General features: G+C 60.7%; 21 protein-coding genes. All 21 read left to right on the top strand.

Translation table 11 applies throughout. From position 1 onward, the window contains the following. The first annotated feature begins 49 nt into the window (after positions 1–49). A complete protein-coding gene (gene tnaB / locus BRD58_RS04675) occupies positions 50–1,300 on the top strand; it encodes a low affinity tryptophan permease TnaB (RefSeq protein WP_073381797.1) in 1,251 nt (416 codons plus the stop codon). A 778-nt stretch (positions 1,301–2,078) separates the two neighbouring features. After that, positions 2,079–2,468 carry a hypothetical protein gene (locus BRD58_RS04670; protein WP_012847705.1) on the top strand — a complete coding sequence of 130 codons (390 nt, stop codon included), beginning with the start codon at positions 2,079–2,081 and terminating at the stop codon, positions 2,466–2,468. Between the two features lie 65 nt (positions 2,469–2,533). Continuing rightward, on the top strand, positions 2,534–3,592 hold the full coding sequence (locus tag BRD58_RS04665) for a class I SAM-dependent methyltransferase (RefSeq protein WP_012847704.1): 1,059 nt from the start codon (positions 2,534–2,536) through the stop codon (positions 3,590–3,592). Between the two features lie 66 nt (positions 3,593–3,658). Continuing rightward, on the top strand, positions 3,659–4,384 hold the full coding sequence (locus BRD58_RS04660) for a beta-ketoacyl synthase chain length factor (protein WP_015461053.1): 726 nt from the start codon (positions 3,659–3,661) through the stop codon (positions 4,382–4,384). Beyond that, positions 4,381–5,193: a lysophospholipid acyltransferase family protein gene (locus BRD58_RS04655; RefSeq protein ID WP_012847702.1), complete on the top strand. Its 813-nt coding sequence runs from the start codon at positions 4,381–4,383 to the stop codon at positions 5,191–5,193. The genes BRD58_RS04660 and BRD58_RS04655 overlap by 4 nt, the downstream gene beginning before the upstream one ends. Further along, entirely contained in the window at positions 5,174–5,431 is a 258-nt protein-coding gene (locus BRD58_RS04650) for a phosphopantetheine-binding protein (protein WP_015461052.1), read from the top strand. Before BRD58_RS04655 ends, BRD58_RS04650 begins: the two co-directional genes overlap by 20 nt. A 13-nt stretch (positions 5,432–5,444) precedes the next feature. Further along, positions 5,445–5,696 carry an acyl carrier protein gene (locus BRD58_RS04645; RefSeq protein WP_012847700.1) on the top strand — a complete coding sequence of 84 codons (252 nt, stop codon included), beginning with the start codon at positions 5,445–5,447 and terminating at the stop codon, positions 5,694–5,696. A 4-nt stretch (positions 5,697–5,700) separates the two neighbouring features. Then, positions 5,701–6,282, top strand: a complete 582-nt coding sequence (locus tag BRD58_RS04640) for a COG4648 family protein (RefSeq protein ID WP_034168538.1) — start codon at positions 5,701–5,703, stop codon at positions 6,280–6,282. Then, the gene (locus tag BRD58_RS04635) at positions 6,279–7,640 is read left to right on the top strand and encodes an AMP-binding protein (protein ID WP_012847698.1); all 1,362 of its coding nucleotides are present in this window, start codon (positions 6,279–6,281) and stop codon (positions 7,638–7,640) included. Before BRD58_RS04640 ends, BRD58_RS04635 begins: the two co-directional genes overlap by 4 nt. Beyond that, complete coding sequence (locus BRD58_RS04630) at positions 7,627–7,980, top strand: ApeI family dehydratase (protein WP_012847697.1); 354 nt, start codon at positions 7,627–7,629, stop codon at positions 7,978–7,980. The genes BRD58_RS04635 and BRD58_RS04630 overlap by 14 nt, the downstream gene beginning before the upstream one ends. After that, complete coding sequence (locus tag BRD58_RS04625) at positions 7,971–9,662, top strand: glycosyltransferase family 2 protein (protein ID WP_073381789.1); 1,692 nt, start codon at positions 7,971–7,973, stop codon at positions 9,660–9,662. Before BRD58_RS04630 ends, BRD58_RS04625 begins: the two co-directional genes overlap by 10 nt. 3 nt (positions 9,663–9,665) lie before the next feature. Next, a complete protein-coding gene (locus tag BRD58_RS04620; RefSeq protein ID WP_012847695.1) occupies positions 9,666–10,088 on the top strand; it encodes an acyl-CoA thioesterase in 423 nt (140 codons plus the stop codon). Further along, positions 10,085–10,690, top strand: coding sequence for an outer membrane lipoprotein carrier protein LolA (locus tag BRD58_RS04615; RefSeq protein ID WP_012847694.1), 606 nt, complete (start codon positions 10,085–10,087; stop codon positions 10,688–10,690). The genes BRD58_RS04620 and BRD58_RS04615 overlap by 4 nt, the downstream gene beginning before the upstream one ends. Next, positions 10,659–12,980: an MMPL family transporter gene (locus tag BRD58_RS04610; RefSeq protein ID WP_073381785.1), complete on the top strand. Its 2,322-nt coding sequence runs from the start codon at positions 10,659–10,661 to the stop codon at positions 12,978–12,980. Before BRD58_RS04615 ends, BRD58_RS04610 begins: the two co-directional genes overlap by 32 nt. Beyond that, positions 12,977–13,561: a DUF3261 domain-containing protein gene (locus tag BRD58_RS04605; RefSeq protein WP_073381782.1), complete on the top strand. Its 585-nt coding sequence runs from the start codon at positions 12,977–12,979 to the stop codon at positions 13,559–13,561. Before BRD58_RS04610 ends, BRD58_RS04605 begins: the two co-directional genes overlap by 4 nt. A gap of 1 nt (position 13,562) precedes the next feature. Further along, entirely contained in the window at positions 13,563–14,732 is a 1,170-nt protein-coding gene (locus BRD58_RS04600; protein ID WP_073381780.1) for a beta-ketoacyl-[acyl-carrier-protein] synthase family protein, read from the top strand. After that, complete coding sequence (locus BRD58_RS04595; protein ID WP_015461047.1) at positions 14,729–15,205, top strand: ApeP family dehydratase; 477 nt, start codon at positions 14,729–14,731, stop codon at positions 15,203–15,205. The genes BRD58_RS04600 and BRD58_RS04595 overlap by 4 nt, the downstream gene beginning before the upstream one ends. Further along, entirely contained in the window at positions 15,202–15,933 is a 732-nt protein-coding gene (locus BRD58_RS04590; RefSeq protein ID WP_012847689.1) for a 3-ketoacyl-ACP reductase FabG2, read from the top strand. Before BRD58_RS04595 ends, BRD58_RS04590 begins: the two co-directional genes overlap by 4 nt. Further along, positions 15,930–17,159, top strand: a complete 1,230-nt coding sequence (locus tag BRD58_RS04585) for a beta-ketoacyl-ACP synthase (protein ID WP_012847688.1) — start codon at positions 15,930–15,932, stop codon at positions 17,157–17,159. Before BRD58_RS04590 ends, BRD58_RS04585 begins: the two co-directional genes overlap by 4 nt. A 707-nt stretch (positions 17,160–17,866) precedes the next feature. Next, positions 17,867–19,630: a ShlB/FhaC/HecB family hemolysin secretion/activation protein gene (locus BRD58_RS04580; RefSeq protein ID WP_073381778.1), complete on the top strand. Its 1,764-nt coding sequence runs from the start codon at positions 17,867–17,869 to the stop codon at positions 19,628–19,630. Between the two features lie 55 nt (positions 19,631–19,685). Further along, the coding region (locus BRD58_RS04575) for a two-partner secretion domain-containing protein (protein WP_073381776.1) at positions 19,686–25,713 on the top strand (6,028 nt) is incomplete at its 3' end.

Raw genomic sequence — 25,713 nt, 5'->3', positions numbered from 1 at the left:
CTTCTCCGCCAACAAGAAATCATCACGCTCTGAATAAGAGGAGAATCTTATGGAGCCGGAGTTTAAAAACAAGCATTCTGAATTTTGGGGCATTATGGTTATCGCCGGCACCGTCATCGGCGGCGGAATGTTTGCCTTACCCGTCGATTTGGCCGGCAGTTGGTTTTTTTGGGGCGCCTTTATTTTAATCATCACCTGGTTTTCCATGCTACACTCTGGACTCTTATTACTCGAGGCGAATTTAAATTACCCTATCGGCTCCAGTTTCAATACCATCACTAAAGATCTCCTCGGCAACACCTGGAATATCATTAACGGCATCACCGTTGCCTTCGTCCTGTATATTCTGACCTATGCCTATATCTCCGCCAACGGCGCGATCCTCAGCGAAACCATCGCCATGCAGCTGGGCCATCAGGTTAATCCTCGCCTGGTCGGCATCGCCACGGCGTTGTTCGTTGGTGCGGTACTCTGGTTCAGCTCATTGGCGGCCAGCCGGATCACCTCACTCTTTCTCGGCATCAAGATCCTCGCCTTCGTCATCGTCTTCGGCTCGTTTTTCTTCCGCGTCGACTACGCCACCCTCACCGACGCGACCGCCGGAGTGGGACAGCACAACGATTACTTCCCCTATATCTTTATGGCGCTGCCGGTCTGCCTCGCCTCGTTTGGTTTCCACGGCAATATTCCCAGCCTGATCATCTGCTATGGCAAGCGCAAGGATAAGCTGATCAAAAGCCTGGTCTTCGGCTCGCTCCTGGCGTTGGTGATCTACCTGTTCTGGCTGTATTGCACCATGGGCAACATCCCGCGCGAGGCGTTTAAAGATATCATCGCCGCGGGCGGCAACGTCGACTCGCTGGTGAAATCCTTCATCGGCACCACGCCGGGCCGGGTGATCGAGTTCTTTCTGCTGGTGTTCTCTAACCTTGCCGTCGCCAGCTCCTTCTTCGGCGTCACCCTGGGGCTGTTCGACTACCTTGCCGATCTGTTTAACATCGACAACTCGTCTGTCGGCCGCCTCAAGACGGTGTTGTTGACCTTCATACCCCCGGCGCTGCTCTATCTGCTGTTCCCCAACGGCTTCCTCTATGGGATCGGCGGCGCCGGGCTATGCGCCACCATCTGGGCGGTCATCGTGCCAGCCATCCTCGGGCTGAAATCACGCCAGAAATTCCCTCAACAGCAGTTTACCGTCTGGGGTGGCAAGGTGATCCCCGTGCTAGTGATCCTGTTTGGCCTGCTGGTCATCGCCTGCTGGTTCGGCAAGGCGCTCAACCTATTGCCGATATTCAGCTAACGCAAGGCGAATAAATAAAGGGAACAGAATACCGAGCCAACGAGGCTCACTCGCAAACCGAGCGCATGGAGGCGCTCTAACGCCAGCGACGTCACGTCCTGCTGCGGTGCTTTAGACCGTTACGGCCACGACTCTTCGCCTGAGATAGCATCTCATCGACACGATGCACCAAGGCATCGACATCGTGCCGAATCCCCCGCTGTCGGGATCGCAGCACACCGCCGGTGTTGACGCTAGGATGCCCCAGTAACGCCCGATCGCTGCCGTAGTCCAGCGTTTCACGAACCTCTCCAGGCGCGCCACTACGCCACCGTTCCCAGCAGGGATTATAGGCGTGCAGCCCGATGCATCGAATCCCCTCCCCGTCGCGTGCTGAGGTCCCTCACCGCCGCACCTCTCGCCAACGATCCCTTCTGCAATGCGGGAATATTTGAAGCCTTATATTTCAGCCGGAAATCAAAATGCAATGAGATTACACTTTCCGATATCAAAAAAATAAAAAGCCTTGGGGGAGAGCATCGACGATCCACGCGGCATTAACCCTCTGGAAATCAAATTATATCATCTGGTTAATATCTCCCACCGCGGAGGCGTCATTAGGCCCGACAGCAATCTCATCAATACATTTATAGAAACGCATTATTAATGACTATATAACCTTGGGAGTAATCCCAATTCTGAAAAATGAGATATGTATTGGTATTAATATTTGTTTTCATTTACATTAAAATGATACAATATATGTTATTAGAATTTATATTACAAAACCGGAGTATATATGAAAAAAATAGTTAAGTGGTTAGCCGCATTCGCGGTCGTGGGAGCGTTGGCCGGCTGCGCGCGCACCGTACCGATTGATAACGTACGGTCAACCGTCAGCGCCGGTCATACCGAAGCTCAGGTTAAAAATGCCATTCTTAAAGCGGGCGTACAGCGTCAGTGGGTCATGACTGCGGCAGGTCCGGGCGTAATTAATGCACGCCAACAAAACCGCGGTCACGTTGCCGAAGTGCGCATCACCTATTCGGCCACCGGCTATAGCATCCAATATGACAGCAGCCTCAACCTAAAGGCCTCTGGCGGTAAAATTCACAAAACCTATAACCGCTGGGTGCATAACCTCAATAAAGATATTCAGCTCAATCTCGCCTCCGGCGCGGTTCAATAATGCGCACTAACGTTGGGCCAGCAATGGCCTAATGATTTTTTTGCCCAGGATAAGCTACCTATATTATGTACGATAAGGACTCTCTCAGCGCCCTTGATGCCATCACGGAAGCGCAGCGCATTGCATTTGCCCCGATGCTATTTCAAACCGCACTCAATCTGCGAAATGCCGGGGTATTAGCCTATCTTGATCGGCAAGGAAAGCAGGGGGCAACGCTCGACGACATCGTGACTAACGGCGCGCTGAGCGAATATGCGGTGAGTGTCCTACTTGATATGGGGCTCAGTGGCCGCATCGTCACCAGCAAAGATGAACGCTACTATCTGTCGAAAGTAGGGCATTTCCTGCTGCACGACGCCATGACGCGCGTGAATATGGATTTCACTCAGGACGTCTGCTATCAGGGGCTATTTTTCCTTGAAGAGGCCTTAAAGACGGAGAAGCCCTCCGGGCTCAAAGTCTTCAGCGACGCGGAGACCATCTACCCGGTGCTGTCGGAGCTACCGTCCCCGGCGCGAGAAAGCTGGTTTGCCTTCGATCACTACTATTCTGACGTCGCATTTAACGCTGCCCTACCGCATATTTTCGCAAGTCAGCCCGCAGTCCTGTACGATGTCGGCGGAAATACCGGTAAGTGGGCACTGCGCTGCTGCCAATACGACGAAAACGTCGCGATAACGATCCTCGACCTACCTCCGCAAATTGCGCTTGCCCGCCAGCATGTTAAAGAGGCAGGATTATCACATCGCATTCGCTTTCACGCCGTGGATATGCTTAGCGATGCGCCGCTCCCCGGCGAGGCCGATATCTGGTGGATGAGCCAGTTCCTCGACTGCTTCTCTCCGCAGCAGATTATCGCCATGCTGACGCGTATGGCCGCCGTGATGAAACCCGGAGCCCGGCTGTGCATCATGGAGCTCTTCTGGGATGCACAGCGATTTGAAGCGGCCGCGTTTAGCCTAAACGCCTCATCGCTCTATTTTACCTGCCTGGCCAATGGCAATAGCCGCTTTTACAGCGTTGAAAAGTTTTATCACTACCTGGAGATAGCCGGTTTCCGGGTAGAACAGCGCCTCGATAATCTCGGCGTTGGGCATACTTTATTAATATGCGAGAAACGTTAATATTCGGCGGCTTTCAGCGTCAGCGTTAACGCTGCGTTGGTCGCGACCTACCGCGGACATGCGTTGATGAAATTTGCATTAAACCTTATCGACTGGCAGGCGAGAGCGCCTGGACTGAGCGAAACGTCACAGTGGCAGCAGTGGTCACGGCAGCCCTTTGCCATCGATCCCCGCGCGACTCAGGCAAAACTGACTGAATTACCGATGATGACCGCCCGACGACTGAACTCCGGCAGCAAACTCGCCGTCGAGTGCGGTCTGGCCATGCTGCGCCGGCATGCCATCGACGCGGTGCTCTACACCAGCCGCCATGGGGAGCTGGAGCGCAACTACCGCATCCTGCAGGCGCTGGCGACCGACCAGGCGGTCTCGCCCACCGATTTCACCATGTCGGTACACAACGCCGCGGTCGGCAACCTGACCATCGCGGCGAAGCAGCCGGTGGTCTCCTCATCGCTGTCGGCGGGGCGTGATACTTTTCAGCAGGGGCTGTGCGAGGTCATCTGCCTGCTGCAGGCGGGCTATCAGCGCGTGCTGATGGTCGATTTTGACGGTAATTTACCGGCGTTTTACCACCCGCATCTGCCGGAAGCGATGCCGACCTGGGCCTACGCCGTCGCGCTGGTGTTTGAAGCCGGTGATACGCTGCGCTGCAGTTCGCAGCGCGCAGACGAAAGCCCAGAGGCGGCGCTGCCGCAAAGCCTGCTATTTTTACAGCATGTGCTAAATGATGCCCCACACTTTACGCTGGCCGGCGACCACCGGCAGTGGCGCTGGAGCCGCGCGCAATGAGTTTCATCGCTCGCCTCAGTCAATGCTGGCGTCTGCTGATGACCGGAATGTGCTTCGCGCTGTTTGGCGTGGGCGGTTTGCTGCTGTCGCTGGTCTGGTTTAACCTCCTGTTACTCGCGGTGCGCCACAATAATACCCGTCGACGCATTGCCCGGCGCAGCATCTCCCTCAGTTTCCGCTTCTTTCTGCGGGTAGCGAAGCTCACCGGGGCGCTGGATTACCACATCGAGGGAGCCGCGCTGCTGCGTCAGGATCAAGGCTGTCTGGTGGTGGCGAACCACCCCACGCTGATCGATTACGTGCTGATCGCCTCCGTGATGCCGGAAACCGACTGTTTGGTTAAGAGCGCCCTGTTGAAGAACCCCTTCATCAGCGGCGTGATCCGCGCCGCGGACTACCTGGTCAACAGCCAGGCTGACGCCCTGCTGCCGCAAAGCCAACGGCGTCTGGCGCAGGGCGACACCCTCCTCATTTTCCCGGAGGGCACCCGTACCCGTCCTGGGGAAAGCATGTCGCTGCAGCGCGGCGCGGCCAATATCGCCGTGCGCTGTCAATGCGATCTGCGCATTGTGACGATTCGCTGTAGTGAGCGCCTACTCGATAAACAGAGCAAATGGTATAACGTGCCCCCCGCCAAACCGCGGTTTACCGTCACGGTGGGTGAACGGCTCTCCATTACCGATTATTATGACGCGAAAACACAAGAACCGGCGCTGGCGGCAAGGCAGCTTAACCGGCATCTTTTAAATAAATTACAAAACGTTGAAACACCTCTTTCAGGAATTAATGATGCAAGAGCTTTACCTTGAAATTAAAAATCTCATTATTAACACGTTAAATCTGGACGAGCTGAGCACCGATGACATCGACACCGATGCCGCGCTGTTCGGGGATGGATTAGGTCTGGACTCTATCGACGCATTAGAGCTGGGTCTGGCGGTGAAAAATCAGTACGGCATCGTCTTGTCCGCCGAAAGTGAAGAGATGCGTCAGCACTTCTACTCCGTGGCGACGCTGGCCGCTTTTATTCACTCACAACGCGCCTGATAACGAGCCCGCTATGACAGAACAACACGCTATCTACCAAGAAGTCTCCACGCTTCTCACGAAACTGTTTGAAATCGCCCCGGAGGACATCACGCCCGAGGCGCGCCTGTATGAGGATCTGGAGCTGGACAGCATCGATGCCGTCGACATGATAGTGCATCTGCAGAAGAAAACCGGCAAGAAAATCAAGCCGGAAGAGTTCAAAGCCGTACGTACGGTGCAGGATGTCGTCGACGCCGTAGAGCGCCTGATGCAAGACGCCTAACCCCATGCGAGGCTTCAGAGGGCTACCTGTCGTTCAGGTAGCGACCGGCGCGCTGCTGCTGGCCTGGCCCTTTATTATCTGGTTTGGGCTGGCGCATAACGCTCTGCGCTGGCTGCTGCCGATATTGGCACTGCTGCTGGTTTTACGCCTACGCCAGGCGCGACAAAGCGCCGGGCCGATGCGCTTTGTCATGCAGAGCGTGGCGCTGGCGGGGATTGTGCTGTGCGTAACCAGCGCGCTGCTGAAAACCCACCAGCTGCTGCTGTTTTATCCGGTGGTCGTCAACACGGTAATGCTCAGCGTCTTCGCCGGCTCCCTGTGGAGCGCCATGCCGCTCGTCGAGCGGCTGGCGCGTCTGCGCACCCCCGATCTTCCGCCGCAGGGTGTCCGCTACACTCGCCGCGTGACGCAGGTCTGGTGCCTCTTCTTCCTCGTTAACGGCGCTATCGCGCTCTTTACTGCCCTGCATGGCGATATGCGGATGTGGACCACCTGGAACGGTATGGTCTCCTATCTGTTGATGGGCACACTGATGGTCGGCGAATGGCTGGTTCGCCGCCGGGTCATGAAACGAGATACACCATGAATCAGACGCTTCCCCTGTCGCAGTGGCTCAGTGCCCCGCGCAGTGACGAAACCGTCATCGCCTGGCTTGGCGATCGCAGCTGGACGCTGGGCCAGCTGCGCTACGATGTTGCCGCGCTACTCGCGCCCCTGCGAGAGCAAGAGGGCCAGCGCTGGGCGCTGTGCTTTGAGAACAGCTATCTGTTTATCGTGGCGCTGCTGGCGACGCTACACGCGGGGAAAACCCCGGTGATCCCCGGCCACTGCCGCCCCTCGCTGCTGGACGAACAGCGCGCGCTGTTCGACGGCGTACTGAGCGAAAGCCCGCTGGACTGGCGCGGCCCGCACCTGCAGGTTCACTCGGCTGACGACGGTCGCACCTGCGCCGCCGCGCTACCGCCCATACCCGCCGATGCCCTGGTGACGCTGTTCACCTCCGGCTCTACCGGGCAGCCTAAGCGGGTGGTGAAGCGCATCGCCGCCCTTGATGCTGAGGCCGCGCTGCTCGGTGCCCGCTTTGCCGAACGCCTCGCCGGCTGCCGGGTGGTCGCCTCCGTGGTGCCCCAGCACCTCTACGGCCTGACCTTCCGCATTTTTTTACCGATGGCGCTGGGGCTGCCGCTGCACGCCGCGATGACGCACTACGCTGAACAGCTGGCGGCGCTCAACCCACGCCACCGCTATCTCTTCGTCAGCAGCCCAGCGTTCCTTAAGCGTCTCGATCACCAGCTGGCGCCGCCGCCGCTCGCGATGCTGCTCTCCGCCGGCGGTATGCTGCCCTGGTGCGACGTGACCCGCTCACAGCGCTGGCTCGGCATCTGGCCGGATGAAATATACGGCAGCACCGAAACCGGGATCCTCGCCTGGCGTCACCGCCAGCGGGACAGCGTCCCATGGCTCCCCTTCCCCGGCGTGCACATCACGCCGGAGGGCGACGCCTTCCGCGTGAGATCCCCCCTGATCGCCGATCCTGACGGCCTGCTGCTTGACGATGTGCTGCGCTTTGGCGACGACGGACGCTTCTGCCTTGCCGGACGCCGTGGGCGCGTGGTGAAAATTGAAGAAAAACGCATTTCGCTGAGTGAGATAGAGCGGCGCTTGACCGACATCGACGGTATTCGCGAGGCGGCGGCCATCCCGATCACCCGCGGTGGCCGCCAGGGTATTGGCGTACTGCTGGTCCTTGACGATGCGCTCCGTCAGCGCTGGCAGGAGACCCACGGCAAAGCGCTGGCGCTGTCATGGCGCCGGGCACTGCTGCCGTGGCTTGAGCCGGTGGCGATCCCCCGCTACTGGCGGGTACTGGACGAGATCCCGGTCAACAGTATGAACAAGCGCGTTTATGCCCAGCTACAGGAGTTATTTGATGAAACCTCATGAAATTAAGCGCCTGCAGACGCCGAACGGAGAGATGGCGATCGAACTCTATCTCGATCCGACCCTTTTCTGGTTTCAGGGCCATTTTGCGATCCAACCGCTGCTGCCCGGCGTCGCCCAGCTGGAGTGGGTGATGCACTATGCCACGACCCTGCTGGCGCCAGGCTTTCATTTTCACAGCATTCAGAACGTGAAGTTTCAGGCACCGCTGCTGCCCGGCACCACCGTCACCCTGGTGCTGAACTGGCTGCAGGCAAAGCAGATGCTGAGCTTCAGCTTCCAGCGCCATCAGGGCGAGATGCGCCACACCGCCAGCAGTGGGAAGATCCGACTATGCCAGTAGCGTTCTCCCCCTGTGTGCTGATCCCCTGCTATAACCACGGCGCGATGATGCCGAGGGTGCTGGCGCGTCTCGCGCCGTTCTCTCTGCCCTGCATCATTGTCGATGACGGCAGCGACGACGCCACGCGCGCGGCGCTGGAAACCCTGGCCGCAGAGCAGCCCCACGTGACGCTGCTGCGCCTCGCGCAAAACGCAGGTAAAGGCGTCGCCGTGATGCGCGGCCTACTGGCGGCACAGCAGCAGGGCTTCAGCCACGCGGTGCAGGTCGATGCCGATGGTCAGCACGCCATTGAAGATATTCCCCACATGCTGGCCCTGGCACAGCAGCACCCACAGTCGCTGATCTCCGGCCAGCCGATCTATGACGGGTCGATACCCCGCTCGCGGCGGTATGGCCGCTGGATTACTCACGTCTGGGTCTGGATTGAAACCCTCTCGCTGCAGCTTAAGGACAGCATGTGCGGCTTTCGCGTCTACCCGGTTGCCCCGACGCTGCAGTTGGCAAACCGGGTGAATATCGGCAAGCGCATGGATTTCGATATCGAGGTGATGGTTCGCCTCTACTGGCAAGGTAACACCAGCCATTTTATGCCCACCCGGGTGACTTATCCCGCAGATGGGCTGTCGCATTTTGACGCCCTGAAAGACAACCTGCGCATCTCCCTGATGCACACCCGGCTGTTCTTCGGCATGCTGCCGCGCATTCCCGCCCTGCTGCGCCGCCGCCGGACGGCGCACTGGGCGCAGCAGAAAGAGGTCAAGGGCCTGTGGGGCATGCGCTTTATGCTCGCCGTCTGGCGACTGCTCGGCCGCAACGCCTTTACCGTTCTGCTCTGGCCGGTGGTGGGCGTCTACTGGCTAAGCGCCGCGCGCGCCCGTCACGCTTCGCAGAACTGGCTGGCGCGCGTACGCCAGCAGCTCGCCCTGCGCCAGATGCCGATCCCCAAACCCTTTAACAGCTACCGCCACTTCCTGCGCTTCGCCAACGCGATGCTGGATAAAGTCGCCGGCTGGCGCGGCGAGCTGCGCTTTGGGCGCGACGTGGTGTTTGCCCCCGGCGCCGAAGCCGCGCTGGCGCTCGATAAGCCACAGGGCACGCTGCTGCTGGCCTCACATCTCGGCGATGTCGAAGCCTGTCGGGCGCTGGCGAGCCTGAAGGGGAACATCACCATCAACGCGCTGGTGTTCAGTGAAAACGCCCTGCGCTTCAAGCAGATAATGGAGGAGATGGCGCCAGAGGCCGGGGTCAATCTGCTGCCGGTGAACGATATTGGCCCGGAAACCGCCATTATGCTGAAAGAGAAGCTCGAACGCGGCGAATGGGTAGCCATCGTCGGCGATCGCGTGGCGATCAACCCGCAGCGCGGCGGCGACTTCCGCGTGACCTGGAGCCCGTTTATGGGCCAGCCTGCGCCCTTCGCCCAGGGGCCGTTTATTCTCGCCTCGATTCTGCGCTGCCCGGTGCTGCTGATGTTCGCCCTGTACCAGCAGGGCAAGCTGCATATCCACTGCGAAGCGTTTGCCGACCCGCTCCTGCTGCCGCGCGCCGAGCGCCAGGCCGCGCTGGAGCAGGCCATCCACCGCTACGCGGCGCGCCTCGAACACTACGCGCTGCTGTCGCCGCTGGACTGGTTTAACTTTTTTGACTTCTGGCAGCTGCCAGAGGCCGCCGATAAGGAGTAAAGGGTGCTGAGCGATCCCCGCTTTACCGCCGAAGTTGAGCTGACCGTCCCGTTTCACGACGTCGATATGATGGGCGTGGTATGGCACGGTAACTATTTTCGCTACTTTGAAATCGCCCGCGAGGCGCTGCTGAACCAGTTTGACTACGGCTATCGGCAGATGAAAGCCTCCGGCTACGTCTGGCCGGTGGTCGACACTCGGGTAAAGTACCGCGACGTACTGACCTTCGAGCAGCGTTTTCGCGTGCGCGCAACGCTGGAGGAGTTTGAGAACCGCCTGCGCATCGGCTATCAGATTTTCGACGCCGCCAGCGGCAAGCGCACCACGACCGGCTACACCATTCAAGTGGCGGTGGAAGAGCAAAGCCGGGAGATGTGCTTCGTCAGCCCGGCGATCCTGTTTGAACGTATGGGAGTCACACCATGAGATTCTGGCCCGTTATCCTGCTGCTGGTGAGCCCGCTCGTCAGCGCCGTCACCCTGGACGAACTGCAGCAGCGTTTTACCGAACAACCGGTGGTGCGCGCCCATTTCGAGCAGATCCGGACGATTAAAAGTCTGCCTCAGCCCCTGCGATCGCAGGGCGAGATGCTGATCGCCCGCGACACCGGCCTGCTGTGGGATCAGAAAACGCCGTTCCCGATGCGGCTGATGCTCGATGACACGCGAATGGTACAGGTGATCAACCACCAGCCGCCGCAGGTGATCACCGCAGAGGATAACCCACAGATGTTCCAGTTTAACCATCTGCTGCGCGCCCTGTTCCAGGCCGACCGGACGGTGCTGGAGCAGAACTTCCGCATTGATTTTCAGGATCGGGGCCAGGGCCGCTGGACGCTGCGTCTGACGCCTATCACCACGCCGCTGGATAAGATCTTCGCCACCATCGATCTGGCGGGACATACCTATCTAGACACCATTCAGCTGAACGATAAACAGGGCGATCGCACCGATATCGCGCTTTCTCAACACCAACTGACGCCCGCAACGCTGACCCATGACGAACGCCAACGCTTTGCCGCCCAATAAGGATCGCCGCCCGGCGCTGCTGTGGGGCATGCTGTGCCTGGCGCTGCTGGGTACCCTGCTCGTGCTGCTGCCGCAGTCGCGCATCAACAGCAGCGTGCTGGCAATGCTGCCCAAACACGCGCTGGGGGCGCTTCCCCCGGCGCTCAACGACGGCTTTATGCAGCGCCTCGATCGCCAGCTGGTATGGTTGGTCAGCCCTGGAAAAACCGCCGATCCCCGCGTGGCGCAGGCGTGGCTGAACGCGCTGCAAAGATCGCCGGCGCTCAGCGAGGTGAAAGGCCCGCTGGATGCGGCCGGTCAGCAGGCCTGGGGCGCGTTCTTCTGGCGTCACCGCAACGCGCTGATCGACAGCGCCACCCGCGCGCGCCTGCAAAACGGCGGCGAAGCGCAGGCGCAGTGGATCCTGGCCCAGATCTATTCGGCGTTTTCCGGCGTGAGCGGCAAAGAGCTCAGCCAGGATCCGCTGATGCTGATGCGCGGATCGCAGCTGGCGATGGCGCAGAACAGCCAGCGCCTGCAGCTGAAGGACGGCTGGCTGGTGACCCAGGACGAGGACGGTCGCTACTGGTATCTGCTGCACGGCGAACTGGCGGGCAACTCCTTCGATATGCAGCAAACTCACCGCCTGGTGACGACGCTGAGCACGCTTGAGCGCGAACTTCAGGCCCGTTATCCCCAGGCGCGGCTGCTCGCCCGCGGGACGGTGTTCTACAGCGACTATGCCAGCCAGCAGGCCAAACACGATATTTCGACCCTCGGCGTCGCGACCATTCTGGGGGTGATCCTGCTGATCGTGATCACCTTCCGCTCCCTGCGTCCGCTGCTGCTGTGCCTGATCTCCATTGGCATCGGCGCGCTGGCGGGCAGCGTCGTGACGCTGCTGCTGTTTGGTGAGCTGCATCTGATGACGCTGGTGATGAGCATGAGCATCATCGGCATTTCGGCTGACTATACGCTCTATTACCTTACCGAACGGATGGTCCACGGCGCGGAGAATACGCCGTGGCAAAGCCTGCTAAAGGTACGCAGCGCCCTGCTGCTGGCGCTGCTCACCACCGTTGCCGCCTACCTGATCATGATGCTGGCGCCCTTCCCCGGGATTCGCCAGATGGCGGTATTCGCGGCCGTCGGCCTGAGCGCCGCCTGCCTGACGGTGCTGTTCTGGCACCCGTGGCTCTGCCGCGGTTTGCCGGTGCGCCCGGTCCCCGCCATGGTGCCGATGCTGCGCTGGCTGGCGGCCTGGCGGCGCGACAACCGACTGCGCATTGGAGTGCCGGCGGCGCTGGCGCTGCTGTCCCTCGCCGGTCTGGCGCAGCTGAAAGTCAATGATGATATCTCGCAGCTGCAGGCGCTACCGTCGTCGATTCAGGCGCAGGAGAAAGCGATCACCCGCCTGACCGGACAAAGCGTCGATCAGAAGTGGTTTGTGGTTTACGGCGATACGCCGGAGCAAACCCTGACGCGCATGGAGGCCTTTATCCCGGCGCTGGAGGCGGCGCGACGCGACGGGGCGCTGAAGCGCTACCGTACCATTCCATTGAACTCGCTGGCGCGTCAGCAGCAGGATCTGCGGCTGCTGCGTGAGGCGGCGCCGACGGTCGAACATACGCTGCAAAGCGCCGGGCTCAGCGCCGCCACGCCGGACCTCAGTCCGATGCCCGTCAGCGTTGACGCCTGGCTGCAAAGCCCGGCCAGCGAAGGCTGGCGCCTGATGTGGCTGACGCTGCCGAGCGGCGCCAGCGGGGTGCTCATTCCGGTGGACGGCGTCACCGACAGCCCTGCGCTGGCGGCGCTGGCGGCGAAGCAGCCCGGCGTTGCCTGGGTCGATCGTAAGCTGACCTTCGATGCGCTGTTTGCCGAGTACCGAACCCTGCTGACCGGCCTGCTCGGCGTGGCGCTGACGGTGATAGCCTGCGGCGCGGTGGTGCGCCTGGGCCTACGCAAGGGGCTGATAAGCCTGGTGCCATCGGTACTGTCGCTCGGCTGCGGGCTGGCCGCGCTGTCGTTCAGCGGTCATTCGCTAAACCTGTTTTCACTGCTGGCGCTGGTGCTGGTGCTCGGCATCGGCATCAACTACACCCTGTTCTTCAGTAACCCACGCGGGACGCCGCTGACCTCGCTGCTGGCGATTACCCTCGCGATGCTGACCACCTTACTCACCCTTGGCATGCTGATCTTCAGCGCCACCCAGGCTATCAGCAGCTTCGGCATCGTGCTGGTGAGCGGTATTTTCACCGCTTACCTGCTCTCGCCGTTAGCGATGCCGGACAAAAAACGGGAAAAACGATGATAACCTCCCCCTTCTGGCGCACCGTCGCCCTGCTGGCTGCCTTCACCCTCGCGGGCTGTAGCCACTCCACTCCGGAAAACCCGGGGCGCCCCCAGGCCTGGCTTGAGCCGGGCGTACGCGTAACGCTGCCAAAGCCGGGGATCACCCCGGCGGTCAACGCGCAGCAGCTGCTGACCGGCCGCGTTAACGGCAAGACCCAGTCGCTGCTGGTGATGCTCAACGCCGACGACAACAGGCTGACCCTGGCGGGGCTCTCCTCCGTGGGCATCCGCCTGTTTCTCTTGACCTACGATGAGACAGGGCTGCACACCGAACAGTCGATCGTCGTGCCGCAGCTGCCGCCGGCGAGCCAGGTGCTGGCAGACGTGATGCTGAGCCACTGGCCGATTAGCGACTGGCAGCCGCTGCTGCCAACGGGCTGGACCCTCATCGATAAGGGGGATAAACGTGAGCTGCGCAATGCCCACGGCGCGCTGGTGACGGAGATCACCTATCTGCAGCGCAAGGGGAAACGTGAGCCGATCAGCATTGAACAGCACGCCTTTAAATACCACATTACCATTCAATATCTGGGTGAGTGAGATGATCTACATTTCTGCCATCGGCATGATTAATGCGCTGGGCAGCAACGCCGCAGAGGCGGCGGTGAACCTGACCCGCGGCGTCGCCCCGGGCATGCGCCCGCGCGCAGGCTGGCTGCTGGGCTTCCCTGACGCGGTGCTGGGCGGCGTCGATGCCGCGCTGCCGCCGATCCCCGACCGCTTTGCCGCGCACCGTTCGCGCAATAACCAGCTACTCCTGGCCGCGCTGGCGCAGATCCAGCCGCAGGTGGATGACGCCATCGCGCGCTATGGCCGCGATCGCATCGCCGTGGTGATGGGCACCAGCACCTCGGGGCTTGACGAGGGCGACACGCACGTTAATTTATCGCTGAACCAGCAGCCGAGCCCGCACTGGCAGTATCCGCAGCAGGAGCTGGGCGATCCGTCGCGCTTCCTCAGCCGCTGGCTGGCGCTGGAAGGACCGGCGTTCACCCTGTCCACCGCCTGCTCGTCCAGTGCCAGGGCCATCATCAGCGGACGCCGCCTGATTGAGGCCGGGCTTGCCGACGTGGCGATCGTCGGCGGCGCGGACACCCTGAGTCGGATGCCGATCAACGGCTTTAACAGCCTGGAATCCCTCTCTCCCACGCTATGCCAGCCGTTTAGCCGCGATCGCGGCGGCATTACTATCGGTGAAGGCGCCGCGCTGATGGTGCTAACGCGCCAGCCCCAGCCGATTGCGCTGCTGGGCGTGGGAGAATCCAGCGATGCCTGGCACATCTCGGCGCCGCATCCGCAGGGCGAAGGGGCGATCCGGGCGATTACGCAGGCGCTGAACGACGCCGGACTGCCGCCGCAGGCGGTGGGCTATATCAACCTGCACGGCACCGCCACGCCGCTCAACGATCAGATCGAAGCCCAGGTGGTGCACGACCTGTTTGGCGAACATACGCCATGCAGTTCGACCAAACACTTAACCGGGCATACGCTGGGGGCGGCGGGGATCACCGAGGCGGCGATCGCCGCGCTGATTCTGCAAATGCGACTGCCGCTGCCGCCGCAGGACTTCAGCCGCGGCGAGATTGACCCGTCGCTGCCCGCCTGCGGGATCCTGCGCGAAGCACAGCCGCTGGCCCGGCCGGTGATCCTGTCCAACTCGTTTGCCTTTGGCGGTAACAACGCCAGCATTCTGCTGGGGAGCGTATCATGAGCCACTATCTGCCCCCCGCGCACTATCTGCCGCACGACGCGCCGATGCTGCTGCTAGAAGAGGTGCTGAGCGTCACAGACAGCACGGCGCACTGCCGGGTCACCGTCAGTCGCCGCGGCGTGCTGGCGCCGTTTGTCGATACCCACGGTCAGCTCCCCGGCTGGTATGCGCTGGAGCTGATGGCGCAGACCGTCGGCGTATGGTCGGGCTGGCACCGTCAGCAGGCCGGTAAGGCGTGCATTGCGCTCGGCATGGTGCTCGGCGCGCGCGAGCTGGTGTGCGCCGCAGGGGGTTTCCCGGCCGAGACCGCGCTGGAGATAGAGGTAACGCTGCTGATGCAGGATCAGCGCTTTGGCAGCTTTGAGTGCGCCATTAGCGCAGAGGGCGTCCCGCTCGCCAGCGGACGCATCAACACCTTCCAGCCGACGACTGAAGAATTAATAACGCTTTTTAATAAAGGGGATAGCGCATGAGTCGCTCAGTACTGGTCACCGGGGCCAGTAAAGGAATTGGACGTGCGATTGCCCGTCAGCTCGCCGCCGACGGCTTTACCGTGGGCGTTCACTACCACCGCGACGAAGCGGGCGCACAAGAGACCCTGGCCGCCATTCAGCAGGCGGGCGGCCGCGGGCGCGTGCTCAGCTTTGACGTCGGCCAGCGCGAGCAGTGTCGCGAGGTGCTGGAGCAGGAGATAGCCCAGCACGGCGCATGGTACGGCGTGGTCAGCAACGCGGGCATAACCCGCGACGGCGCGTTTCCGGCCCTGAGTGAAGACGACTGGGACAGCGTGATCCATACCAACCTCGACAGCTTTTACAACGTCATTCACCCGTGCATTATGCCGATGATCGGCCTGCGTCAGGGCGGGCGTATCATTACCCTGTCGTCGGTTTCCGGCGTGATGGGCAACCGCGGCCAGGTGAACTACAGCGCGGCGAAAGCGGGGATCATCGGCGCCACCAAAGCGCTGGCGATTGAGCTCGCCAAGCGCAAAATCACCGTCAACTGTATTGCGCCCGGGCTGATTGAGACCGGGATGATCGCGATGGAAGAGACCGCGCTGAAAGAGGCGATGGCGATGATCCCGATGAAACGCATGGGCCAGGCCGACGAAGTGGCCGGGCTTGCCCGCTATTTAATGTCTGACATTGCGGGCTACGTGACCCGACAGGTCATTTCCATCAACGGAGGGATGCTATGACACGTCGCGTAGTGATTACCGGAATGGGCGGCGTAACCGCCTTTGGCGAGAGCTGGGACGCCGTCTCCCGCCGCCTGCTCGGCTACGAAAACGCGGTGCGTAAAATGCCGGAGTGGCAGGTCTATGACGGCCTCCACACCCTGCTCGGCGCCCCGATCGACGACTTCACTCCGCCGGAGCACTATACCCGCAAGCGCATCCGCTCGATGGGCCGCGTTTCGCTGCTCTCGACCCGCGCCAGCGAACTGGCGCTGACGCAGGCCGGGCTGATCGACGATCCGGTGCTGACCAACGGTGAAACCGGGATTGCCTATGGCTCCTCCACCGGCAGCACCGGCCCGGTGAGCGAGTTCGCCACCATGCTGACCGAAAAGCACACCAACAACATCACCGGCACCACCTACGTGCAGATGATGCCGCACACCACGGCGGTGAACACCGGGCTGTTCTTCGGCCTGCGCGGACGAGTGATCCCCACCTCCAGCGCCTGCACCTCCGGCAGCCAGGCCATCGGCTACGCCTGGGAAGCCATCCGCCATGGCTACCAGACCGTGATGGTGGCGGGCGGCGCAGAGGAGCTCTGCCCTTCAGAAGCGGCGGTGTTCGATACGCTGTTCGCCACCAGCCAGCGTAACGACGAACCCAAGACCACCCCCTCCCCGTTCGACCAACGGCGCGACGGGCTGGTGATTGGCGAAGGCGCAGGAACGCTGGTGCTGGAAGCGTTAGAGCACGCTAAAGCGCGAGGCGCGACCATCTACGGAGAAATCGTCGGCTTTGCCACCAACTGCGACGCCGCGCACATCACTCAGCCGCAGCGCGACACCATGCAAATGTGTATGCAGCAGGCGCTGAACATGGCCGGCCTTAGCGCGCGCGATATTGGCTATCTTTCCGCCCACGGCACCGCCACCGACCGCGGCGATATTGCGGAAAGCCAGGCCACCGCGGCGATTTACGGCGATAGCGTGCCGATCTCCTCGCTGAAAAGCTATTTTGGCCACACGCTGGGCGCCTGCGGCGCGCTGGAGGCCTGGATGAGCCTGCAGATGATGCGCGAGGGCTGGTTTGCACCGACCATCAACCTGACGCAGCCGGACGCACAGTGCGGCGCCTTGGACTACATCATGGGAGAGGCCCGCCGCATTGACTGCGAGTACCTGCAGAGCAACAACTTTGCCTTCGGCGGGATCAACACCTCCATCATCATTAAGCGCTGGGCGTAGCATACCGTATGCCGCGGATCCGCCTGGGAGCGTCTCAGCGCTGCCGGCGCGGATCCACGCTGCGCGTCGTCGAAGCCCGCGCCGTCGGGCTGACCAGGCGCGCGCCTCTCGCCGATGCGCCTTACCCTGCCCCGCCGTCGCATCTCCCCCATCATCAAAACGGCCAACCGGCGTTTGCGAGCGCAAGAACACAGTGACGTAGCCTTAGCCCCGGCGACAATGAATAAGCGAGAGCGGCGATCGCCCGCGCTTTTCCGACGTCGTTTATCGCGCAAGAGGTCGTTTATCGCGAATAGATGGCCGGCGGCAATCGCGCCTGAACACTGCATATATGACAGAACGCGACAGCGGCGATATTTATCGCTCATCATCCGACGAAAAACAGATATATTCATAGCATATGGCCTTCGCAATATCCATTTTACACTAAATTCACCCGGCGCATTACCGCGGCGATCGCCATTATTCCCGGACAACGCCCCTCAAATAATAATTAAAGATTATGTCAGCAATGCAATGGATATATATTTATATATGGGATAAGTCTGAAAATTCGCCGCACCATTGCTTTTTGAATCCGATTATTTATTAATGATTCGACTTATAACCGAGCGGCGTTTATTTCATTATCCACCCAGATCCATCCAGCGCAGATAATAAGGTAAAACGTTCTTTCTTATCACCACAATAAATATAACTAACGATAAATGCAAAACTCGCATCCCTATTATCCTGACCCAACGCCGCGCATCAGCGCGAGTATCGCCGTCAGAAAAAATAGTTTATTTATCTCTGCGATTGCGCTGGCATGCGCCTTTTCATCTCAGGCCGCATCAATCGCACCGCCGCTGACGGGACACCCCTTTATCCACCAACAGCAGCGTCAACAGGCGCTCGAACAGCAAATGACGCCGGTGGCGCCCGATATCCGCCTGGCGCCCCCGGCGTTGCCCCCCCTTGACGGTGCGTTTCCGCGTGAGGTGCCCTGCTTCCCTATTTCTCAGGTGCAGCTCAGCGGCACCGAGGCATTACCCCACTGGCTTCCCTTAGCCCGCCTCGCCAACCAGGCGATCGGCCATTGCCTGGGCGTACAGGGCATTAACCTGCTGATGTCCACCCTACAAAACCGCCTTATCGACCACGGCTGGGTGACGACCCGCGTGCTGGCGCCGCAGCAGGATCTGACGCAGGGTACGCTTGCGCTGGCCGTGGTGCCTGGTCGCATACGTCAGGTGCGTTTTACCGAAGATTCCGATACCTATGCCTTACGCTATAGCGCCATGCCTGCCCGCGAAGGGAAGGTGCTGGATCTGCGGGATATCGAACAGGGGCTGGAGAATTTACAGCGTTTGCCGAGCGTTGACGCTACGGTGGAGCTGCATCCCGGCAATCAGCCGGGGGAAAGCGATATTGTCATTACCCGCAAACAGGAAAAACTGTGGCGGGTTAATCTGTGGGTAGATAATACCGGCACAGAGAGCGCTGGAAAAAACCAGGGGGGGATGATGTTAGCCCTGGATAATCCACTCGCCCTCAGCGATCTGTTTTATGTCACCGCCACCCGAGACCTGCTGTTTACGGACGCGAAAGCATCGACCAACTACAGCGCGCACTATTCTGTACCGTTCGGTTACTGGCAGCTGGTATTCACCGGGAGTAAATATGACTACGTCCAAACCGTGGCGCTGCTTAATGGCGATGCGCGTTATAAAGGGCGCAGTGAAAATATCACGATGCAGCTCAGCAATGTGCTGTATCGCAATACCTCGGGCAAAACGACCCTGAACTATGGCGTGGATCTGCGCCAGACCCGCAACTTTATTCAAGAGACTGAAATAGAGAACCAGAAACGCCGCACCAGCAGCTGGCGGGTTGGGCTGACGCACCGACAGTATTTCGCCTCTGCCATTCTGGATGTGGGCGGGAGCTATCAGCGCGGCACCCGCTGGTTCGGCGCCATTCCCGCGTTTGAGGAGTACCGCGATCGTGACGGCGGAGACTATGCCACCGCACTCTCCCGTATTTTACAGCTCTCCGCGTCGTTGACGCTCCCCTTCTCGATGGGTGAACAGCAGTTTCAATTACACAGTGAATACCTGCGCCAGCTGAGCGCGACGCCGCTGACACCGCAGGATCAGTTTTCCATCGGTAATCGCTGGAGCGTTCGCGGTTTTGATGGCGAACGCACGCTGAACAGTGACGACGGTTGGTATCTGCGTAACACGCTATCTTGGCAGACGCCGCTGCCGCAGCAGCAGCTGTATATCGGCGCAGATTACGGCCGGGTAGACGGCCATAACCGCAGCGAACTGATCGGACAAACCCTTGCGGGCGGCGTGATTGGCCTGAAAGGCGGCTATTACCCCGCGGGGCTTTCATATGATTTCGCCGTCGGTACACCGCTGTCCAAACCGGACGGCTTCAAGACTGACAATGCGGTCGTTAATTTTTCGGTGAACTGGCAGTACTGACGGGGACGCGTGATGGCGGTGCTAATGACCAGACTGATGATGCAGGTAATAACCCATGAATAAACGCTGTTATCGTGTCGTTTTTAATCACTCCCGTCAGATGATGATGGTGGTATCCGAGTTAGCCAAAAATCATAGCGCGGATAACGCCCGGGCCCCGCGCCGCGTGGATACCCGAAAGCTGACCGCCGTCATCTCCCCACTGCGTCTGACCATGATGCTGCTGCTGGGCTGGATTGCCCTGCCCGCCAGCGCCGGCGGTATTGTGGCGGACGGCGCGGCGCCCGGCAATCGACAGCCGTCGGTGCTCTCCAGCGCCAACGGTACGCCGCAGGTGAATATTCAGACCCCCAACCGCGATGGGGTATCCCGTAATCAGTACCGTCAGTTCGATATCGATCGTAAAGGCGCCATCCTCAATAACAGCGCAATCCATACGCAGACGCAGCTGGGCGGCATGATCACCGCCAACCCGTGGCTGGCAAAAGGCGAGGCGAAGATCATTCTCAATGAGGTCAACAGCGCCAACGCGAGCCAGCTCAACGGTTTTATTGAGGTGGCGGGTAAGCGGGCGGACGTGATTATTGCCAATCCGGCCGGGATCACCTGTAACGGCTGTGGCTTTATCAATGCCGGGCAGACCACGATGGCCGCCGCGCAGACGCTGCTGGAGCAAGGGCGAGTCGCGGGGTTTGAGGTAGACAGAGGCCAGATTGCCATCGGCGGCGGCGGCATGAACGATGTGCAAAGTGACCACACCCGGCTGATCGGCCGCGCGGTGGAGGTCAACGCCAAGCTGCATGCCCAGGAGTTGACCATCACCACCGGGCATAATATCACCGATGCGCAAGGCAACGTGGTAAGGCAAAAACAGCGCGCGGGCGATGCGCCCGCCTTTGCGCTGGATGTCGCCGCGGTCGGCGGCATGTATAGCGACAAAATTAAGCTGGTCGGCACGGAGCATGGGGTTGGCGTGCGCAATGCGGGCATCATCGGGGCACAGGTTGGCGAACTGAGCCTGAGCGCCGACGGTCAATTGCAGAACAGCGGCATTCTTACCGCCGCCGCGGACGTGAAGGTGACGCTGACGGATAGCTTCACCAACGCGGGCACCGTCAGCGCTGGGCGAGATATTCAGCTGAAAACGGCCGGGGATATGGATAACCGGAAACAGCTCGTCGCAGGACGCCATATCACCTCTGACAGTCGGGCGCTGAGTAACGCCAGCGGGGCCGTTATGGCGGCCGGCGTCGATCACGACGGCAGACTCACGCAGCGCGGCGACCTTGTCCTGAACGCCGCGAACGCAGCCGCCCTGAACGGGCTGCAGCTGGCGCAGGACCGTATAGCTGTATCGGCACAGGATCTCTCGCTGCAGGGCAGCCGCAGCGCCGCCGACGCCGTCACGCTGCGCGCGGCCACTCGGCTGGAACTGCACAACGCGACGGTGACCGCCGCCGACACGCTCACGGCGGTGGCGCCGGACGGCATTGATAACCACAGCGGCAGGCTGAGCGCCGGCGCACTGACGCTGAGCAGCCGCAGGCTGGACAACACCCAGGGGCAGATTATCCAGTTCGGCGCAGAGGATCTGGCGCTGACGCATGAGAACGGGATAATCAATAACGGCGGCACGATCGCCGCCAACGGCCGCGATCTCACGCTGAATGCAGACAGGATCGATAACCGCGGCGGGCGCATTCAGCACGCCGGTGACGGCGCTGTCCGCATCGCCACCGCGGATTTTAGCGGCCAAGAGGGCGCGATACGCTCCAATGGCAGCCTGATAATGAAAGGCGGGAGCTATCAGCTGGATAACAGTGAAACCTCCGCCCGCAGTATCAGCGCGCAGATCCAGTCGCTGTCACACCGCGCCGCTACGCTGATACAGCGCGACAGCGGTGCGCTGACATTGGCCGTACAGCACACCCTGGACAACGCGCAGGGGGTCATCGCCGGACAACACGTCACGCTCCGCGCCGACGCACTGAACAATCAGCGCGGAAAAATTCAGGGCAGCGCGACTACGCAGCTAACGGTGGCCGAGAAAACGGATAATCACGGCGGGGAGATCCGCGCGGGCAGGCAGCTGAGCGTCTCGACCCGTGCGCTGGACAACGCGCAGGGCATCGTAGACGGCGATGAAGAGGCGCGGCTTACCACGGAGCACCTCACCAATACGCAGGGCACGCTGAGGGCCGGTCAGGCGCTGGCCATTACCAGCGGAACGCTCAGCGGTGACGGGAGTCTCCTCTCGTCTGGCGATATGGCCCTGACGCTGAATGATCGGTTCATCAACCAGCACAATGTACAGGCTGACGGCAGCCTGCTGATCGCGGCACACCAGGGCATTCAAAATGATGCACGGATCCAAGGGGGAAACGCGCTAACCCTTGAAACCCCATGGCTGATCAATACTCGCAACGCCGAAATCAGCGCCGATCAGGCCACGCTGAACGTACGCAATACCCTCACCAATACCGGATTGATTGACGGCATCAAGACGCAGATTAACGCCGGCACCCTGAACAATACCGCCTCTGGGCGGCTCTACGGTGATGATATTGCGCTGCAGGCCGCGCTGATTAATAACACGGCCGCCGCAGATAACGCCCGCTCGGCGGTGATCGCCGCCCGCAGCAGCCTGAACATCGGCAGCGCGACCCTGAATAACGCCGGAGAGAGCCTGATCTATAGCCAGGGACCGCTGAATATCGGGCGTAGCCTGGATGCCAATGGCCGCGCGACCGGCAGCGCCGAGCGCTTTAACAATATGGGCGCCACCCTCGAATCGCAGGGAAATATGACCCTGAGCATCGGGGAGATCAACAATATCAATACGAACCTGGTCACCCAGGTGGCCGAAATCAGCCGTCAGCAGCGCCACGAGGGGGTACTGAAAGGCCACACACAGCGTTTTGACTGGAAGGATATTGATATCAGCCATAAAAATAAATATGGCGTCCATAGCGCAGTGATGCCGGACGGCAGCCGTGATGAGGCGTTTTACGAATATCGCTATACCCGGGTTATTCAGGAAACACAGGTGATCACGACGGAGCCCGGGATTATTCAATCCGCGATGACGCTGACCATCAACGGTGACAAGCTGGTGAATCAGGACAGCCGCGTTATGGCAGGGGATCTGCTGATAGCAACGATTAATGACCTGCAGAATAGCGCGACGCCGGGCGTTCATATTGTCACCGACGCAGGAACCCAAACCCGTTGGTGGGCCAAAAAGAAAAAGCGCCCCATCGGCGGAACAAAAACATCCCAGGGAAAGGAGAGCAGCGACTACTCCCCTCCCCCGCAGACCACATCTATCGACCTTGCGGTACAGAAATGGGAGGCCAATGCGCAGACCGACGTTCAGACGCGGGACAGCGCCGGACGCACGCCGCTGGCCATCACTACGGTTCCGCTGGTTTCTGCCACGGACAGCGCGCCGGTGGAGGCGGTGATCCGTACCGCGAATCCCCCGTTAACCCTGCCAAAGAATAACCTGTTTAGGGTGCAACCGGGCAGTGACAGCCAATACCTGGTGGAGACGGATCCGCGCTTCACCAACCACAAAAAATGGCTGGCGACCGATTACATGCAGCAGGCCATGCTGGGCGATCACCAGCAGGCGCACAAACGGCTGGGGGACGGCTACTACGAGCAGAGGCTGGTCTCTGAGCAGATTGTGAAATTGGCCGGGCAGCGTTATCTGGGCGACTACCGCAGTGACGAAGCGCAGTTCCAGGCGCTGATGGACAACGGTATCACCTTTGGCCAAACGTTTAATTTGACCCTGGGCACGGCGCTGACCGCAGAGCAAATGACGCTGCTGACGAGCGATATCGTCTGGCTGGTGGAACAAACCGTGACACTGGCGGACGGCAGCAGCGAAACGGTGCTGGTGCCGCAGGTTTATGCCCGGCTAAAGCCGGGAGATTTAGGCGCCGACGGCGCGCTGCTGTCCGGTAAAAACACGCAGTTTACCGTTAACGATCAGCTCATGAACAGCGGCAGCATGCTCAGCCAAGAGGCGCTGCGGGTGAATGCCGGGGATATCCTCAATCTGGGAACCATCCGCAGCAATGACCTCCTGCTCAGCGCGCAGCGTAGCCTCAGCAACATCGGCGGTACGCTTATCGGCGGCCGCGCCCTGACCATGAATGCGGAAAATATCCACAGTGAAACGACCCTGACGGAAGCGGCGGACAGCCGACATCTCAACCGTATTGCCGGCGTGTATATACAGCACGATGCGGGCCGACTGACGATGAACGCAACAGATTCTGTCACGCTGGCGGCGTCAGACATTCAGAACCGGGGCCAGGACGCTAAAACCGCCATTACCGCCGGCGGCGACATCACCCTGGCGACGGTGACCACCACCCGTACCGAAAACGGCGACTGGGGCGCGGATAACTACCGCCGCCTCAGCGAACAGGCCGACGTCGGTACACAGCTTATCGGCGGGAGCATCGCCCTCAACGCCGGACGGGATATCACGGCCACGGCGGCGACGGTGGCGGCGGATAGCGCCCTGACGGCCTCGGCGGGACGCGATATAACCCTAAACGCCGGGACGGTGGCGACCGATCTGGTTGAACACAGCCGACAGCACAGCAAAGGTCTCCTTTCGGCGTCGTCGCTGGAAACCCATGACGAGGTACAGCACCAACGGGCGGCCAGCAGCCAGCTCAGTGGCCACACCGTTACCCTGCGTGCCGGAGATAACCTCACGACCGAGGGCAGCCAGGTGATTGCGGACGGCGACCTGAGCGCCCGCGCGGGAAAAAATATCACCGTCACCACCGCGGATGAGATGCGTAACGAAGCCCACCTGCGCGCAGAGAAAAATAGCGGACTGATGGGCTCCGGGGGCATCGGGTTTACCATCGGAACACGTTCCCTGACACAGACGACGGACAGCCACAGCCAGCAGCACCAGGGCAGTACCCTGGGCAGCACCGGGGGCGATGTCACGCTGAGCGCCGGTGAAAACCTTACGCTGCACGGCAGCGATGTGATCGCGCAGAAAGATATAAACCTGACCGGTCAGTCCGTTACGATAAGCGCAGCGGAAAACACCCACACGGAGCTGACCAAAACCGAGCAGAAGCAGAGCGGGCTGACGCTCGCCCTGAGCGGAACGGTAGGCAGCGCGCTGAATGCCGCCGTGCAGACGGCGAATCAGGCAAAAGAGACGGATGACAGCCGGATCAAAGCGCTGCAGTCGATCAAAGCGGGGCTATCCGCGGTTCAGGCGGCTGGAGGCGCGCGTCTGGCTGACGCCTCTCAGGGTGAGAGCGGCGCATCCATCGGGATTAACCTCTCCTTTGGCAGCAGCACCGCCAAGTCCGAAACCGAAACGCGCCAGACCACGGCGCAGAGCAGCGGCGTCAGCGCCGGTAACAACCTGACCGTCAGCGCGACAGGCAAAGCCCCCGACAGCGGCAATATTGCCGTCACCGGCAGCGCGCTACAGGCCGGTGGCGATATTGCACTCGATGCCCAGCATGATATCACCCTGCTATCGGCCCAAAACACCCAGACGGTGGACGGCAAAAACAGCAGCCAGGGTAGCAGCGTGGGGGTCGGGATAACCTTCGGCTCCAACGGCGTGGGGTTCAATGTCAACGCCAGCGTCAATAAAGGCAAAGGGTTTGAAAAAGGCAACAGCCGCTATGCCACGGATACCACGGTGAACGCGGGCAACACCCTGACGCTGAGCAGCGGTAATGACACCACCCTGAAAGGGGCGCAGATACAGGGGGAGAACGTGGTGGCGAATGTCGGCAATAATCTGATCCTACGCAGTGAACAGGCGATGGATAACTATGAAGCCAAGCAGTCCAGCTTCAGCGCCGGGGGGAGCATCGGCTTCGGCAATGGCTCTCTGAACATCGCCGCCAGCCGCGATAAGATGCACAGCGACTATGCCTCGGTGGAGAACCAGACCGGCATCTTTGCCGGTAAAGGCGGCTTTGATATCACCGTGGGTAATCATACCCAACTGGACGGCGCGGCCATTGCCAGCGCGGCCAATCAGGAGAGCAATCGCCTCGATACCGGAACCCTGGGCTTTA

Origin of the sequence: Edwardsiella piscicida, assembly GCF_001896205.1 — a bacterium.
Classification (GTDB): domain Bacteria; phylum Pseudomonadota; class Gammaproteobacteria; order Enterobacterales; family Enterobacteriaceae; genus Edwardsiella; species Edwardsiella piscicida.
Note: the sequence above shows the minus strand (reverse complement) of the source record. Positions and strands in the feature narration are given on the sequence as shown.

What these genes read in the sequence shown, in the direction of transcription:
- BRD58_RS04590 (WP_012847689.1), top strand. Translation starts at nt 15,202, where the DNA reads ATGAGTCGCTCAGTACTGGTCACCGGGGCCAGTAAAGGAATTGGACGT.
- BRD58_RS04665 (WP_012847704.1), top strand. Translation starts at nt 2,534, where the DNA reads ATGTACGATAAGGACTCTCTCAGCGCCCTTGATGCCATCACGGAAGCG.
- BRD58_RS04625 (WP_073381789.1), top strand. Translation starts at nt 7,971, where the DNA reads ATGCCAGTAGCGTTCTCCCCCTGTGTGCTGATCCCCTGCTATAACCAC.
- BRD58_RS04585 (WP_012847688.1), top strand. Translation starts at nt 15,930, where the DNA reads ATGACACGTCGCGTAGTGATTACCGGAATGGGCGGCGTAACCGCCTTT.
- BRD58_RS04615 (WP_012847694.1), top strand. Translation starts at nt 10,085, where the DNA reads ATGAGATTCTGGCCCGTTATCCTGCTGCTGGTGAGCCCGCTCGTCAGC.
- BRD58_RS04605 (WP_073381782.1), top strand. Translation starts at nt 12,977, where the DNA reads ATGATAACCTCCCCCTTCTGGCGCACCGTCGCCCTGCTGGCTGCCTTC.
- BRD58_RS04595 (WP_015461047.1), top strand. Translation starts at nt 14,729, where the DNA reads ATGAGCCACTATCTGCCCCCCGCGCACTATCTGCCGCACGACGCGCCG.
- BRD58_RS04655 (WP_012847702.1), top strand. Translation starts at nt 4,381, where the DNA reads ATGAGTTTCATCGCTCGCCTCAGTCAATGCTGGCGTCTGCTGATGACC.
- BRD58_RS04640 (WP_034168538.1), top strand. Translation starts at nt 5,701, where the DNA reads ATGCGAGGCTTCAGAGGGCTACCTGTCGTTCAGGTAGCGACCGGCGCG.
- BRD58_RS04645 (WP_012847700.1), top strand. Translation starts at nt 5,445, where the DNA reads ATGACAGAACAACACGCTATCTACCAAGAAGTCTCCACGCTTCTCACG.
- BRD58_RS04650 (WP_015461052.1), top strand. Translation starts at nt 5,174, where the DNA reads ATGCAAGAGCTTTACCTTGAAATTAAAAATCTCATTATTAACACGTTA.
- BRD58_RS04600 (WP_073381780.1), top strand. Translation starts at nt 13,563, where the DNA reads ATGATCTACATTTCTGCCATCGGCATGATTAATGCGCTGGGCAGCAAC.
- BRD58_RS04630 (WP_012847697.1), top strand. Translation starts at nt 7,627, where the DNA reads ATGAAACCTCATGAAATTAAGCGCCTGCAGACGCCGAACGGAGAGATG.
- BRD58_RS04635 (WP_012847698.1), top strand. Translation starts at nt 6,279, where the DNA reads ATGAATCAGACGCTTCCCCTGTCGCAGTGGCTCAGTGCCCCGCGCAGT.
- tnaB (WP_073381797.1), top strand. Translation starts at nt 50, where the DNA reads ATGGAGCCGGAGTTTAAAAACAAGCATTCTGAATTTTGGGGCATTATG.
- BRD58_RS04580 (WP_073381778.1), top strand. Translation starts at nt 17,867, where the DNA reads ATGCAAAACTCGCATCCCTATTATCCTGACCCAACGCCGCGCATCAGC.
- BRD58_RS04660 (WP_015461053.1), top strand. Translation starts at nt 3,659, where the DNA reads ATGAAATTTGCATTAAACCTTATCGACTGGCAGGCGAGAGCGCCTGGA.
- BRD58_RS04670 (WP_012847705.1), top strand. Translation starts at nt 2,079, where the DNA reads ATGAAAAAAATAGTTAAGTGGTTAGCCGCATTCGCGGTCGTGGGAGCG.
- BRD58_RS04610 (WP_073381785.1), top strand. Translation starts at nt 10,659, where the DNA reads ATGACGAACGCCAACGCTTTGCCGCCCAATAAGGATCGCCGCCCGGCG.